The organism is Haloprofundus halophilus, assembly GCF_003439925.1.
GTDB lineage: Archaea > Halobacteriota > Halobacteria > Halobacteriales > Haloferacaceae > Haloprofundus > Haloprofundus halophilus.
Genome location: NZ_QQRR01000002.1, coordinates 861,729 through 875,237 on the forward strand (window position 1 = coordinate 861,729; position 13,509 = coordinate 875,237).

Annotated in this window: 16 protein-coding genes and 2 tRNA genes; 8 read left to right on the plus strand and 10 right to left on the minus strand. The window is 66.0% G+C overall.

Annotation, left to right across the window (positions count from 1 at the left end):
- Positions 1 to 31: 31 nt before the first annotated feature.
- On the minus strand, positions 32 to 619 hold the full coding sequence (locus DV709_RS14070; RefSeq protein WP_117595035.1) for a CBS domain-containing protein: 588 nt from the start codon (positions 617 to 619) through the stop codon (positions 32 to 34).
- Positions 620 to 778: 159 nt separating this feature from the next.
- Between DV709_RS14070 and udk the strand changes: the two genes are divergently transcribed.
- Complete coding sequence (gene udk / locus DV709_RS14075; protein WP_117595036.1) at positions 779 to 1,474, plus strand: uridine kinase; 696 nt, start codon at positions 779 to 781, stop codon at positions 1,472 to 1,474.
- A 1-nt stretch (position 1,475) separates the two neighbouring features.
- Here the strand turns inward: udk and DV709_RS14080 are convergent, their stop codons facing one another.
- The 5 genes from DV709_RS14080 to DV709_RS14095 form a co-directional block, all read right to left on the minus strand.
- Positions 1,476 to 1,793 (minus strand): DUF5785 family protein, encoded by a 318-nt coding sequence (locus DV709_RS14080; RefSeq protein ID WP_117595037.1) that lies wholly within the window; start codon positions 1,791 to 1,793, stop codon positions 1,476 to 1,478.
- Positions 1,794 to 1,872: 79 nt separating this feature from the next.
- The gene (locus DV709_RS18085; protein WP_168191207.1) at positions 1,873 to 2,049 is read right to left on the minus strand and encodes a hypothetical protein; all 177 of its coding nucleotides are present in this window, start codon (positions 2,047 to 2,049) and stop codon (positions 1,873 to 1,875) included.
- A 313-nt stretch (positions 2,050 to 2,362) separates the two neighbouring features.
- Positions 2,363 to 2,445 (minus strand) — tRNA-Ser (locus DV709_RS14085).
- Between the two features lie 43 nt (positions 2,446 to 2,488).
- On the minus strand, positions 2,489 to 3,244 hold the full coding sequence (locus DV709_RS14090) for a DUF2064 domain-containing protein (RefSeq protein ID WP_117595038.1): 756 nt from the start codon (positions 3,242 to 3,244) through the stop codon (positions 2,489 to 2,491).
- 172 nt (positions 3,245 to 3,416) lie between these two features.
- A complete protein-coding gene (locus DV709_RS14095; protein WP_137047509.1) occupies positions 3,417 to 3,827 on the minus strand; it encodes a HalOD1 output domain-containing protein in 411 nt (136 codons plus the stop codon).
- Between the two features lie 189 nt (positions 3,828 to 4,016).
- On the opposite strand from DV709_RS14095, the gene DV709_RS14100 reads away from it, so the two are divergent.
- Positions 4,017 to 4,214 carry a hypothetical protein gene (locus tag DV709_RS14100; RefSeq protein ID WP_117595040.1) on the plus strand — a complete coding sequence of 66 codons (198 nt, stop codon included), beginning with the start codon at positions 4,017 to 4,019 and terminating at the stop codon, positions 4,212 to 4,214.
- Positions 4,215 to 4,305: 91 nt separating this feature from the next.
- Here DV709_RS14100 and DV709_RS14105 read toward each other — a convergent pair whose 3' ends face one another.
- The 3 genes from DV709_RS14105 to DV709_RS14115 all read right to left on the minus strand — a co-directional run bounded on the left by DV709_RS14105 (position 4,306) and on the right by DV709_RS14115 (position 6,344).
- Complete coding sequence (locus DV709_RS14105) at positions 4,306 to 4,941, minus strand: uracil-DNA glycosylase (RefSeq protein WP_117595041.1); 636 nt, start codon at positions 4,939 to 4,941, stop codon at positions 4,306 to 4,308.
- Between the two features lie 75 nt (positions 4,942 to 5,016).
- On the minus strand, positions 5,017 to 5,304 hold the full coding sequence (locus tag DV709_RS14110) for a hypothetical protein (protein WP_117595042.1): 288 nt from the start codon (positions 5,302 to 5,304) through the stop codon (positions 5,017 to 5,019).
- Positions 5,301 to 6,344, minus strand: coding sequence for an Mrp/NBP35 family ATP-binding protein (locus tag DV709_RS14115; RefSeq protein WP_117595043.1), 1,044 nt, complete (start codon positions 6,342 to 6,344; stop codon positions 5,301 to 5,303). Before DV709_RS14115 ends, DV709_RS14110 begins: the two co-directional genes overlap by 4 nt.
- Before the next feature lie 196 nt (positions 6,345 to 6,540).
- On the opposite strand from DV709_RS14115, the gene DV709_RS14120 reads away from it, so the two are divergent.
- From DV709_RS14120 to DV709_RS14140, 5 genes are all read left to right on the plus strand, one after another.
- Complete coding sequence (locus tag DV709_RS14120; RefSeq protein WP_117595044.1) at positions 6,541 to 7,677, plus strand: acyl-CoA dehydrogenase family protein; 1,137 nt, start codon at positions 6,541 to 6,543, stop codon at positions 7,675 to 7,677.
- Positions 7,678 to 7,873: 196 nt separating this feature from the next.
- Positions 7,874 to 8,833 carry a GTP 3',8-cyclase MoaA gene (moaA, locus tag DV709_RS14125; protein WP_117595045.1) on the plus strand — a complete coding sequence of 320 codons (960 nt, stop codon included), beginning with the start codon at positions 7,874 to 7,876 and terminating at the stop codon, positions 8,831 to 8,833.
- A 160-nt stretch (positions 8,834 to 8,993) separates the two neighbouring features.
- Positions 8,994 to 10,193 (plus strand): hypothetical protein, encoded by a 1,200-nt coding sequence (locus DV709_RS14130; RefSeq protein ID WP_137047514.1) that lies wholly within the window; start codon positions 8,994 to 8,996, stop codon positions 10,191 to 10,193.
- A gap of 96 nt (positions 10,194 to 10,289) precedes the next feature.
- On the plus strand, positions 10,290 to 10,970 hold the full coding sequence (locus DV709_RS14135) for an ABC transporter ATP-binding protein (protein ID WP_117595334.1): 681 nt from the start codon (positions 10,290 to 10,292) through the stop codon (positions 10,968 to 10,970).
- The gene (locus tag DV709_RS14140; RefSeq protein WP_117595047.1) at positions 10,963 to 12,099 is read left to right on the plus strand and encodes an ABC transporter permease; all 1,137 of its coding nucleotides are present in this window, start codon (positions 10,963 to 10,965) and stop codon (positions 12,097 to 12,099) included. The genes DV709_RS14135 and DV709_RS14140 overlap by 8 nt, the downstream gene beginning before the upstream one ends.
- A gap of 69 nt (positions 12,100 to 12,168) precedes the next feature.
- Here DV709_RS14140 and DV709_RS14145 read toward each other — a convergent pair whose 3' ends face one another.
- The gene (locus DV709_RS14145) at positions 12,169 to 12,849 is read right to left on the minus strand and encodes a DsbA family oxidoreductase (RefSeq protein ID WP_117595048.1); all 681 of its coding nucleotides are present in this window, start codon (positions 12,847 to 12,849) and stop codon (positions 12,169 to 12,171) included.
- A gap of 573 nt (positions 12,850 to 13,422) precedes the next feature.
- On the opposite strand from DV709_RS14145, the gene DV709_RS14150 reads away from it, so the two are divergent.
- Positions 13,423 to 13,505: transfer RNA gene (locus DV709_RS14150), tRNA-Ser, on the plus strand.
- Positions 13,506 to 13,509: the final 4 nt, after the last annotated feature.

The following is a 13,509-nucleotide window of genomic DNA, read 5'->3' on the forward strand; positions in this document are numbered from 1 at the left end:
CCTGTACGAACGACGGAGAGCGGTTCCTCCGCTACACGTCTCGGCAGTCCGAACAGACGAGTTGCCCGTTGACGTTCGAGAGCGTTCGTGCCAGCGACCCGCACACTTCACAGATGCTCTGCGAGGAGTACGTCTCCGAGTCGATGCCGCCGTTGGTCTCGGCGTTCGGCGGGCCGTCGGCGTCGCCGAACTCGGGGTGATCCGCGGGAGTCCGCTCCTGTCCCTCCGTTCGCATCTCCTCTTGAGTCAGCGTCGCCGCCATCAACACGTCGCGTTCGGTGAGCAGGCCGACGAGTTCGCCCTCGTCGACGACGAGCGCCCACGGCGTCGCTTCCGAGCGCATCCGGTCCTCGGCGACGACGAGCGCGGTCTCCGACTCGACCGTCGGCTCCGGGTCGACCATCACCTCGGAGACGGACGTGTCGTCGGCGTCGTCCAACACGACGCCGAGCGCCGTCCGCGAGGGGACGACACCGACCGGTTCGTTCCCTCGGAGGACGACGATGCAGTCGGCGTCCTCCTCGAACATCAACTCCGCGGCCGCCCGCACCGAGTCCGACTCGCTCACCCCGACGAACTCCCGCTCCATGGCATCGCGTACCGTGACATCGGTGTTCATGGTACAGTGTTCGCCCGAATCGGGCTAAAATCTACCTCCAGTAGAGTTAATCCGCCGGGCGTGCTATCTTTCTGGCCCGCGAATTCGAACTTCCGCGGTCCCTCGCGCCGAACGGCGGAAACAGTAAGTTCAAACCGCTCGGCGCACGCCTACCGAGTAATGACTATCCCCTCGTTCGTCATCGGCATCGCGGGCGGTACGGGGGCGGGGAAGACGACCGTCTCGCGGCTCATCACCGAGAGCGTCGGCGAGTCGGTGACGCGAATCCCGCTCGACAACTACTACGAGGACCTCGGTCACCTCGACTTCGAGGCGCGGACCGAGGTCAACTACGACCACCCCTCGGCGTTCGAGTGGGGGCTGTTGCGCGAACAGCTACGCTTGCTCACGGAGGGCCAGTCCGTCGAGATGCCGCAGTACGACTTCGAGGCCCACGACCGAAAGGACGAACGCGTGACCGTCGACCCGACGGACGTCATCATCCTCGAAGGGATTCTCTCGCTGTACGACGAGGAGGTGAACGAGATGATGGACCTGCGTCTGTACGTCGAGACGGACGCCGACGTCCGCATTCTCCGACGAATCGACCGCGACGTAGTCGAACGCGGCCGGGACCTGGAGGGCGTCATCGACCAGTATCTCTCGACGGTCAAACCGATGCACGAGCAGTTCATCGAACCCACGAAGAAGCACGCCGACCTCATCATCCCGGAGGGGGCAAACAGCGTCGCTGTCAACCTCCTAGAGGAGAAGGTGCGCGCGGAGGTCGCCGGGGACGTCGCGCGCGACTGGGAGCGGGAGACGTTCGACCGCGAGGTGTCGGACGCGGTGACGCTGAGCGAGTCCGAACCTTAGCTCACGACCGGGTGCGGGTGAAGTTCTCCGCGCCCTCGTAGAACCAGAATCCGTTGTCGCGCATGGCTCGACCGACCGCCTTGTGGAAGTCGACGAAGTCCGAGAACTCCTCCTGGTCGACGTGCTCGAAGATGTCGCGGAGCGCGACGACGCGTTCGTAGTCGAGACGAATCGGGTCGTCGCCGTACTCGGAGACGAACTCGTCGCGGTTCAGCGGGAAATCCTCCTCTTCGTCTATCTTCTTGGCGATGACGGCGTGGCCGTACTTGCGACGTCCTTCGCTGCCCTGTTCGCCGTCGGGGTCGTGTGGCCAGTCCATACCCGGCAGTTGGGCGGTGGTCGCAAAACCGTTACCCTTCTCAGCCCACCGTCACTGCGTGTGCGGATACGGTCGACCGTCACTGCGTGTGCGGGTACGCGTCGAGTTCGACGAACGACGTCGACCCGCAGGCGGCGCACTCGGTCGGCGGTTCGTAGTGGCGGTCGGTACCCTCGCCGCCGGTAGTCGTACCGACGTAGATGAGGTGACAGTTCTCGCAGACGAACTCCCGCGGGCGTTCGGGTACGTGTGACATACGATTTCGTCGTCGGCCGACGGTTTGTAACTTCGTTGTGGTTTTTCTGAGTGTTCGCGCGAAAATGCGGTGGGACTGGGATTCGAACTCGCCGAGACGGTCGCTCCCTTCGGTCGCGCTGCGACTCGTCCGCTCGAATCCGGGTCGTTTCCAGTTGTCGTACCGCGAGCGAGGCCGAAAGGCCGAGAGAGTGGCCTCTTTGGTTCACCGTCAGAGCAAAGCTCTGACGAGCCTTCGCTCACTCCGTTCGCGAAGACAGATTTTTGCGCCGAGTGGTCGCGCGGAGCGCGACCCGAGGCGGAAAAAGGTGGAGCGGTGGGACTGGGATTCGAACCCAGGAGGCCGAAGGCCACCTGCTTTCAAGGCAGGCGCAATAGTCCACTCTGCCATCCCACCAGCATCGGTACTACCGGCGGTCTCCTCTAAGTCCTGTCGGTCCTCAGTTACGGACGACCCGCGGTTCCCCGTCCTCGGCGACGACTCGAAGCCCGTGTTCCGCGACGAACTCCGCGGTGTGTTTGGGCACGATGCGGCCCGCCTCGCGTCGGGCGTGCAGCATCGGCAGGACGGTGAGAAGGTCCTCGCCCGTCCCGACGGTCGGCTGCATCGGGACGAAGTCGACGTCGAGCCCCGCGTCGTGACCGTGCGCGGCGAGCGTCTCTATCTCGGGGTGGGTGAACGCCCCGGCGAAGTCGATCGGTTCCGTGAACGCCGCGTAGTAGCTCCGACCGTTCGTCGAGGGGCCGAGCACGACGGGCGTGGTACGGAGCTTCATCGCCGCCGAGTCGACGAGCGTCCGGGTCAGAAACGGGGCGTTCCCGCGGACGACGGCGACGGACCGCGCGTCCTCGGCGTTCAGGAGGTGCGAGACGGTGTTGCCCGCGCGGGCGTCGAACGTCGAGCCGACCTGTTTTTCGACGCGGACGTCCGAGAGGTCGCCGAGCGTGTCGGCGGCGAGCGCGCGAACCGCCGCGGCCGCCGGTTCGTCGGTGACGAACTCGTCGGGGAGCAGGTCGTCGGGGCGGTAGTTGACGAGCAGTTCGCCGCCAGAGCGGGCGGCGGCGAGAAACGCGTCTCTCAGCATCGCGGCGTAGAACTCCGCGGCTTCGTCCTCGGTGAGCGGGCTCGTCTCGGCGAGCTCGGGGAGCACGAGTCCGGGTCGCGGCGGGTCGGCGAACACGGCGACGACGGTCATACGCAGTCCTCGTCGCGGCGGCGCCTTGAACCCGCTGGTGTGCGTCGCCGGACCTGGTGCGTCCGGCGACCGCATCGTCGCCGACCGTCGTCACTGGTCGGCGTCGAATCGGGAGGAAGCCGAATCGAGAGCAAGAGTTCGCGGCTGCGCGCGCCCGTCGCAGCGCGAACCGTTATCGGTGTCGAGGGAGCTCGTAGACGTCGACTTCGCCGGTGCTGAAGACGACGACCTCGTACTCGTCGTAGGTGAACCCGACGTAGCGCATCGGCGTCGCTTCCGGCGTCGCGTTACTCGACAACACCGCCTCCGCGAACCCGAGGTCGATGACGTTTCCGATCGGCGGCTGTAGCTGGAGCGGTTCGGTGTTCTTCGCCCGTGCGAGTGCTTTTGCGACCGCGAACGTCAACGTGTCCGGGTCGTCCGGGTCGTACGTTGCGTTTGCGACCTCCGTGCGGCGTGCGGTGACGAACTCGTCCACCGACGCACTCGACTCCGAGAAGTCAGAATCGGTCGAACGCTCGGGGCTCGACGTCCGACTCGGTTCATCAGTTGAATCTCCCTTCGAGTTGCCCGGTCCATCCATGTCCGTCAGTTGTGCCGGCGTACCAATTTAAATGCTTTATGGATTATTTCCTAGAGTTGTGAATGACAATTTTACTAGTGAACGTCGTTCGCTGAACAGAGTCCGATCTTTCGTTGATACTGATTCGATTGTATCAAAATAGATGAGTGACAGGAAATGCTCTTTGTCCCTACTCCCGATGCGTTCCGTATGGAACCCCTCGGACAGGTCACACGACTCGCCGTCGGCGGCGTCGCGGCGGTCGGCCTCGGCGCGGCGCTGACGTTTCTGGCAACCGGACTCACCGCCGCGACGGTCGTCACGGTAATCCTCGTCGCGGTGTTCGTCGCCGCGGCGGTTCGGTTTGCGGTCCGACGCGCGGGGAGGACGGAGACGCCGTACTGGTAGTCTCGGGCGGCGGTGTCGGAGCGCGCGGGTCGGGCCGCGCTATCGGAGCGTGCGGTCGGGCCGCGCTATCGGAGCGTGCGGTCGGGCCGCGCTATCGGCCGCGTCGACCCTTCGTCTGGCGGTAGTCGCGGCCGAAGACGTTCTCCGTGACGTGTTCGACGAACGCCTCGGTCTGCTCGTCGGTCTGTCTGTCGAGTTCGACCATCGGCACGAGTTCGAAACCGCGGCCGCGAATCGTCGTCGCGTGTTCCTCGTCGACGTCGAAGCTCTCGACGCGCCGGGTGGTGTAGTCGAACGCCAGCGCTTCGAGCGCCCGCTGGCCGACGGGGACGATAATCTGGGGGTTTATCATCCGTATCTCGGCGTTGAGATACGGCTCGCACGTCTCTATCTCAACGTCCGTCGGCCCGCGTTCGGGGTGGCGACAGCGCGTCAGATTCGTCAGAAAGACGTTCTGGAGGTCCGGCTCGGTCGACTCCGGCGTCGACCGCGAGAAGCCGAGTTCGCCGAGCACGTACTGGAGTCGCTCGCCCGCCGCGTCGCCGACGAAGGGAATCCCCGCCTCGTCGGCCCCCGCGCTCGGCATCTCGCCGACGAACACGAACTCCGCGCCCACGTCGCCGTAGCCGTGGACGATGCTCTCGCGCGTCTCGCAGAGCGCCGGACAGTTCGTACAGTTCTCGTCCATGCTGAAGGGGTTCTCCAGCGTGTGCTGGTGGGCGTCCACGGCGGGTGTTGGTGAGGACGAGATAAAACGGTGCGGGGGCGAGGGCGTCAAGCGGGACCGCCGAGCGGTCGACGACTACCGCCGCAGCCCGCCCTGTTCTTTGATGTTCATGATGTGGCGGACGTTCAGGTAGATCTCCTCGGGCGAGGTGTCGCCGTCGGGGTCGTAGAGGTCGCTCACGCGGTAGAGAATCGCCGACAACTGCCGACTCTCGGAGCTGTCGCCGTACACGTCCTCGGCGACCTCGCGGAGCACCCGAACGCGCTCGTCGTCGGCGGGGAACTCGGCGTCGGAGTCCGGAGCCATCTGCCAGTCCGGTTCGTCGTCTCCGGCGTTCTCGGCGTCCACGGACTCCTCCGTCATTTCTGCGACCGGAGCTTCATCCGGTTGACGACGCCGACGTTGTTGGCGACGTTCTCGGTCAGCACGCGGAACGCGTCGGCCGTCTCGTCGTCTTCCTCCAGCACGATGGGTTCGCCGCCGTCGCCGCCGGTTCGCACGTCGGGGTCGAGCGGAATCCCGCCGAGATACGGGAGGTCCGTCTCCTCGGCGAGCGCTTTCCCGCCGCCGGAGCCGAAGATGTCGTGGCTGCTGCCGCAGTCGGGGCAGACGAAACTCGACATGTTCTCGACCACACCGAGGACGCTCGTGTCGTGGGTGCCGAACATCCGCAGTCCCTTCCGGGCGTCGTCGAGCGCCACGTCCTGCGGCGTCGTGACGATGACCGCGCCGGTGAGGGGGAGCGTCTGCAGGATGGTCAGCTGCGTGTCGCCGGTTCCGGGGGGGAGGTCGAGCACGAGGTAGTCGAGCTCGCCCCACTCGACGTCCTCGACCAACTGCGTCAGAATCTTGTGGACCATCGGGCCGCGCCAGATGACGGGGTCGTCGTCGCCGACGAGAAATGCCATCGACATCAGTTTCATCCCGTACTTCTCGGGCGGGACGATGGTCTCCTCGGCCGTCGCCTGCGGGTGGTCGTCGGCGGCGACCATCCGCGGGACGTTCGGGCCGTAGACGTCGGCGTCGAACAGGCCGACGCGCGCGCCGAGTTGCGACAGTCCGGCCGCGAGGTTGACCGCGACGGTCGATTTGCCGACGCCGCCCTTACCGGAGGCGACGGCGATGACGTTCTTCACGCCGGGAAGCACCTGCTCGCTCTGCGAGAGCGACGAGGGCGTCTTCGCCGAGAGGTCGGCTTCGAGTCCCGCCTCCGAGAGCACTTCGCGGACGCGAGTCGCGATGTGCGTCTCGTTCGGGGCGTAGGGCGCACCGAGCGCGAGCGATACGCGAGCGACGCCGTCGTCGACGTCGACGGCGTTGACCAACCCGAGCGAGACGATGTCCTCGCCGAGGTCGGGGTCTTCGACCTCCCGAAGGAGGTCTCGTACGTCGGCTTCGTCCATGCCCTCATGGTGGGTCCGTCGCTCGAATAAGGGTTATGTAAGCGGCGGCAGGCCGCGGCGGCCGAGAAACCTCCATCGCGCTACCGGGGCCGTCACCACGCTATCGAAAGTCGTCGCGTCGTCGAAGTCGTCACCACGCACCGAGAAGTCCGTCACACCGCGGGCTACTAGTACTCACTCTGCGTCACAGTGAACCATGCGATTCACTCTCACGAACGAGCAGCGAGCACTCAGAGACGACGCCCGGGAGTTCGTGGAAACGAACGTCGTTCCGCGGGCCGCCGACCTCGACCGGGACGGTGCGTATCCCGCCTCGATTCTCGACGAACTCGGCGAGCGGGGCTACGCGGGGCTGACCGTCTCCGAATCGTACGGCGGCCGCGGCGAGGGGATGGTCGAACTGGCGCTCGTCACCGAGGAGCTGTCGGCCGGGCTGATGGCCGTCGCGAGCGCAGTCGCGCTGCACCTCGGCGTCGCCGAAATCGTCGAACGGTTCGGGACCGACGCCCAGAAGGACCGCCTGCTCCCCGACATGGCGAGCTACGACCGCGTCGGCGCGCTCGGTCTCAGCGAGGAGAACGCCGGCAGCGACAAGCGAGGGATAGAGACGACGGCGACGCGGGAGGGCGACGAGTGGGTGCTCGACGGCCACAAGCGGTGGGTGACGAACTACGACGACGCCGATGTCGTGCTGACCTACGCGCGAACCGGCCCCCCCGAGAACGCCCCCCGGAACGTCACCGCGTTTCTCGTCCCTGCCGACGAGTTCGAGGTCGACACCGTCTGGGAGACGCTCGGCGCGAGAAGCGTGAAATCGCCGAAGGTGGCGCTCTCGAACGTCCGGGTCCCGGACGAGCGACGAATCGGCGAGGTGGATGAGGCGCTCGTCCAGCGCGGGAGCGCGACGACCGGCGTCAACGTCCCCGCCCGCGCCGTGGGTCTGGCCCGCGCGGCGCTCGAAGACGCCGTCGCGTACACGAGCGGGCGCGAGCAGTTCGGCGGGCGAATCGGTGACTACCAGGGCGTCCGGTGGCGCGTCGCCGAGATGGCTCGCCGCGTCGACACCGCGCGCCTGCTCACGCTCCGGGCCGCGGACTACGCCGACCGCGGCCGCGACGCGACTCGCGAGTTCGGGATGGCGAAGGTGTACGCCACGGAGGCCGCCGTCGACGTGACGAACGACGCGCTCCAACTCCACGGCGGCGTCGGGTACACGACGGACCGGTCGGTCGAACGGTACCTGCGCGACGCGCGCCTCCTGACTATCGCCGGCGGCCCGAACGAGGGGCACCGCGACACGGTCGCAGACGCGGTGTACGAGCGCGAAACGTAACGGTGTACGAGCGCGAAACGTAACGGTGTACGAACGCGAAACGTAATTCGGTGAGCACCGACTTCTGCAACCGGCGACGACACTACCCCGCGGCCGAGGGCGGCGAGCGTCCGCGGCCGCGCAGTAACCGAATGTAGTTACATCCGCGCCGAACGTTCCCGCTCATTTAAGCGCGTTCGGACGAACACCACGACACATGCTCACGGACGACTTCGGCAGGGACGTCACCGGCGTCCGCATCTCGCTCACGGACCGGTGTAACTTCGACTGCGTCTACTGCCACAACGAGGGGTTGGGCGACACCCGCGGCCCGATGGACCCCCAGGACGACGAGATGAGCGCCGACGACGTGGTTCGGTTCCTCGAAGTCGTCGAGGAGTTCGGCGTCCGGAAGGTGAAGTTCACCGGCGGCGAACCGATGCTGCGACAGGACCTCGAAGAGATCATCGAGCGCACGCCCGACTCGATGGAGACGTCGTTGACGACGAACGGGACGTTCCTCCCCGGCCGCGCGGAGGACCTGAAGGCGGCCGGACTCGAACGCGTCAACGTCTCCCAGGACGCGCTCGACCCGCAGGCGTTCGCCGATATCACCAAATCCGGCGCGTACGACCGCGTGATGGAGGGCGTCGAGGCCGCGCTCGACGCCGGTCTCGACCCGGTGAAACTGAACATGGTCGTGTTCGAGCACACCGCCGGCTACGTCGAGGGGATGGTCGACCACGTCGCCGAGAACGACGGCCTCCAGCTCCAGCTCATCGAGTACATGCCCGAACTGACGGGGAAACCCGAGTGGAGCATCGACATCCAGCGCGTCCACGACTGGCTCGCCGACATCTCCGACCGAGTCGAACACCGCGAGATGCACGACAGAAAGCGCTACTTCGTCGGGGGAGGGATGGTCGAAATCGTCGACCCCGTCGGCAACGAGAACTTCTGTGCGAACTGCCACCGCGTGCGCGTCACCCACGAGGGCTACCTGAAGGGCTGTCTCAACCGCAACGACGACCTGCGACCGATGGGCGACATGACGAAACCCGAGATCCGCGAGACGTTCCGCGAGGTCGTCGCAAACCGGGTTCCGTACTACGGCGAGTATCTCGTCCGCGACGAGAGCGACGAGTGGGTGCTCAACGAGAAGTATCTGTCCGCCTGAACGGTCGGCTTCCGGTCTCGCCGTTTTCCGATTCTCCGTCTCTGGACGACCGAGGCGACGCGCTACCGTTCGCTTCTTCTTCCGATAGCTAATTTCAATTTCGGTGACCAGTCAGCCGCATAGAAACGGCTAAGGTCTGTGTGTAGAATACTGCAACATCGTGAATCTCCGCAGCAACTCGATGGCGACTATCGTCGCCGTCGCCCTCCTGACGAGCGTTCTCGCGGGCCCGCTTCTGGCCGCCCCCGCGGCCGCAGACGGGACGTTCGTCTCCGTCACCGTGGACAGTTCGACCGACCAACCGGTTCCAGAGAGCGAGTTCGCCGTCACTCCGACGCTCCGAAACGCCGACGACAGCGACGAATCGTACGTCGTCGACAGCGTTCGACTGCGAAAGACGGCCGCCCGGTCGAGCAAGCAGTACGCCGAACGCACCTCGCTCGGCCGACTCGACCCCGGTGAGACAATCCGTCCGAATCTGAACGTCACACTGAACGAGACGGGCGCGCAGACGCTGTACGTCCACGCCGAACTCCGTGGCTTCGACGGCGACACCCGGCGAATCGTCCACCCGCTCGACATCACTGTCCAGCAGCCGCATCCGCAGTTGGAAGTGAGCACCGAGGAGGCGGTGACCGGTGCCGAACGCCGTATGAACGTCACCGTCGCCAACGGACTGAACGACAGCGTTCGGCAGGTCAAGCTCTCGCTCGCGAGCGAGAGTATCGAGTTCCGCGAGGCCGACCGCGTCGCCGCGACGCTCGGAGCGGGCGAGACGAGAACGTTCACCTTCGCCGCCACCGCCGACACCGGCGAGAAGACGCCGATGCGCGCAGTGCTCACCTACACCGACCCCGACGGCGAACGTCGCCGCAGCGCCGAGACGTTCGACGCCGACTTCCGTCCGCCGGAGAACCCCGGCAGCATCGACCTCACCGGCGTGAGCGTCGAATCCGACGAGTCGGGAGCGACCGGCGACCGCGTCTCTATCTCGGGCAGTGCGGCTAACCTCGGCGGCGAACGTGTCGACAGCGTCGTCGTCAGCGTCGTGGACGAGGAGAACGTCGCGCCCGCGCAGCCCCAACCGGAGTACTTCGTCGGCACCGTCGAGTCGAGCGACTTCGTCTCCTTCGACCTCGACGCGCGGCTGACGAACAACCGGACTGAGATACCGGTGCGGGTGCGCTACAGCGTCGACGGCGTGACCCAAGAGACGACGACGACGGTGAGTTACGAACCGGAGACGGCCGGCGACAGCGACCGACCGAACCGGAGTGGAACGTCGCTGCCGCTCTTCGGTGGCCTCGTCGTCGTTCTCGCCGTCGTTGTCGGAGCCGTCCTCTGGCGACGACGGGAGTAGTCGTCGATGAACACAGATTCGACGACGGACGCGGCGGACGAAGGGAGGACGACGGTGGACGCGAGGGGCGCGACGGTGGACGTGAGGGACGCGGCGATGGACGCGACAGCGCGCGTCATCGACGGCAGCGACGTAGTCAAAGAGTATCGGACGGGTGCCGAGACGCTCCGCGCGCTGAAGGGAATCGACTTTCACATCGACCGCGGGGAGTTCGTCTCCATCGTCGGGCCCAGCGGGAGCGGGAAGTCGACACTCCTGAACGTTCTCGGACTGCTCGACGTGCCTACGTCTGGCACCGTGACGGTCGACGGTAACGACGTGTCGACGCTGTCGGAGACGGCCGCGACGCGCCTGCGAAAGCGCGTCATCGGATTCGTTTTCCAGAGTTTCTACCTCATCCCGACGCTCACCGCCGTGGAGAACGTCGAGGTCCCCCGACTCTTGGACCGTAAACCGAAGGAGACCGCCGCGCGAGCGACGGACCTCCTCGAACGAGTGGGTCTCGGCGACAGACTCGACCACTACCCGAACGAACTCTCCGGCGGGCAGAAACAGCGCGTCGCCATCGCCCGGTCGCTCGTCAACGACCCGGCTATCGTCCTCGCCGACGAACCCACCGGAAATCTCGACAGGGAGACCGGCGACCAGATTCTCGACGAGTTCGACCGCATCACCGACGAGGGCGTCGCCGTCGTCACCGTCACCCACGACGACTACGTCAGCGAGTTCGCCGACCGGACGGTCGAACTCGTCGACGGGAGGCTCTCAGATGTTTGAGTCGCTGTGGCGGCGGTTCCCGGTCGTCCTGATGGCGCGACGGAATCTGACGCGAGCGCGGACGCGCTCGGCGCTGGCCATCGCCGCCATCGTCATCGGCGTCGTCGCCATCGCAACCCTGGGAATCGCGGGCGTCGCGTTCAAAGACGCCCAGTTCGAGACGCTCGGCTCCATCGGCAGCGACCTCCAAGTGTTCGCCGGCGAGGACGACGACGACGGCTACCTCACCGACGCCGACCTACGCCAGATGGAGCGCGCGACCGGCGACGCCGAACTCGTCCCGATGAAACAGCGCAACGCGAACCTCGCGGTCGGACGGTCCGACGGGTCGGTGACGGTGTACGGGGTGGCCGACCCCGACGAGTTGTACACGGTCCGCGACGGGGCGATTCCGGGCAACTGGCGACGCGGGGCGCTCGTCGGCGCGACGCTCGCCGACCGCTACGGCCTCGAACCCGGAAACAAACTCGAACTCGACGGCGAGACGTATCGTGTCGCCGCCGTACTCGAAGACGAGGGCCAAGCGGCGGTCGCCAGTCCGAACGAGGCAGTGGTTCTCCCGCGGGCTACCTTCGACTCCGAAGGCTACGCACAGGTCGTCGTCCGCTCCGACGACGTCGAGGCGGCGAACGAGTCGGCGATGGCCATCCGCGACGCGTTCAACGGGCGCGAACAGCAGGTCAGCGTCTTCGAGCGCGGCGAGGTCTCCGAGCAGATCGACCAGGCGTTCGCGCAGGTCAACCTCTTTCTCGTGGGGTTGGGTGCGATCTCGCTGGTCGTCGCCGGGGTGAGCATCGCCAACGTGATGCTGATGAGCGCCATCGAGCGACGCGAGGAGATCGGCGTGCTCCGCGCCGTCGGCTACGAGCGAGGCGACGTGCTACGCATCATGCTGACCGAGGCGACGCTGCTCGGCGTCGTCGGGGCACTGCTCGGCGTGCTCGTCAGTCTCGGGTTGGGATTAGTCATCAACGATGCGCTGCTCGGCGACCCGCTGGCGTTTACGGCCGAGGGACTTCGTTACGCGCTCTCGGGGTTCGTCTTCGGCGTCGCCGCCAGCGCGCTGGGCGGTCTCTACCCCGCGTGGAAAGCGTCGCGGCAGCGACCCGTCGACGCGCTCCGCGGGTAGTTTTGCGTCGGTTTCCCGTCTTCGATACGGCCGACAGAACCAGTCGTCCGCCCGTAAACCCGTTGCACCTCACTGACTCTCGACGAGCGTCTGGAGCGACTCCTCGGGGACCGCACCCTGGGCGGTCCGTCCCCGGTAGAGGAAGGAGGGGATACCGGTGACGTTCTCGCGTTCGGACTCTTCGAGCGCTTCCTCGAGGTGTCGTCGGTGCGCCGAGTCGTCGAACACCGACCGGACCGACGCCGGGTCGATACCGGCGGCACCGGCGATGTCGACGAGTGTCTCTTCGTCGCCGATATCCTCGCTGTCGCGCCACAACGCCGAAAACAGCCACCGGTGAACGGTCCCGAAGCGGTCGGGGTGCTCGTCCTGAACGTACAGGGCCAACTGCTGTGCTTTCTTCGAGTCGACGGTTCGATATCTCGGCGAGGAGAGATTCATCTCGACGCCGTAGCGGCCCGCCAACTCTTCGACGGCCGACCACGGCGCGCCCAGCGACTCCTCGACGTCCACCTCCCGGCGGAGCGTCCCGTCGGAGTCGCGATACGGTTCGCGGAGGTCGAACGGCCGCCACTCCACCGAGAGCGACGGGAGCCCTCTGTTCTCGCGGCCGGTCAGATAGTTGGACAGAACTTCAGTGCCGAGATAACTGAACGGACAGACGTAGTCGGCGTACACGACGAGCGAATCGTCGGTTCGAACACTAGTCGGGGGACCTACACCGTTCTCACTACCCTCGATATCTCGCATGTTGCCATCCAGGTACTACCTTCGTAAGTACCCACGCCCCAATCAGCGCCGAAATCGAACAGTATCGTCCGGTTCGAGCGAACAAACGTGGGTGAGAACGCCACCCAGTTGTGGAGTTGCCAATCGGGCACGACGGTTCGGTCGAAAGATGGTCTGTGACCGCCTCCGAAGCTATAGTCCACACAGAAATCGAACATGTCAGGGAACAGTTCGGCGGTCGGAGCTCGAACGTTGGGCGTCCATCGCTCGGGCGGGCCTCCGGGTCCCGAAACTACAGGCCGAGGCGGTAAGACGTATAGGCGACAGTTTAATGGGGCGGTCCCCCGAGAATGGGAGTTGGTAGCTACCACCGCACTCGCTCGTCAGACGACCGACCGTCGTCCGCTCCCCCGATTACGCCGGCGAGTCCGGGCGGGCGGGCGGACGCCGCGTTCACGCGACGCGGTGTGTCACCGAAACCCACGTTCCCGACCCTTTCGTGACGTTTAAGTACCGTCCACGGGTTACTCCGAGTGCAGTCACTGTAGGGGCGCGAAGTCCCGAGTCCGGAAGGGCGACGATACGACAAACAGGGTTGCGGTAGCCAAGTGGCCCAAGGCGCTGGGTTGCTAACTCAGTGGCGTCATGCCTCCGGGGTTCGAATCCCCGCCGCAACGCTCA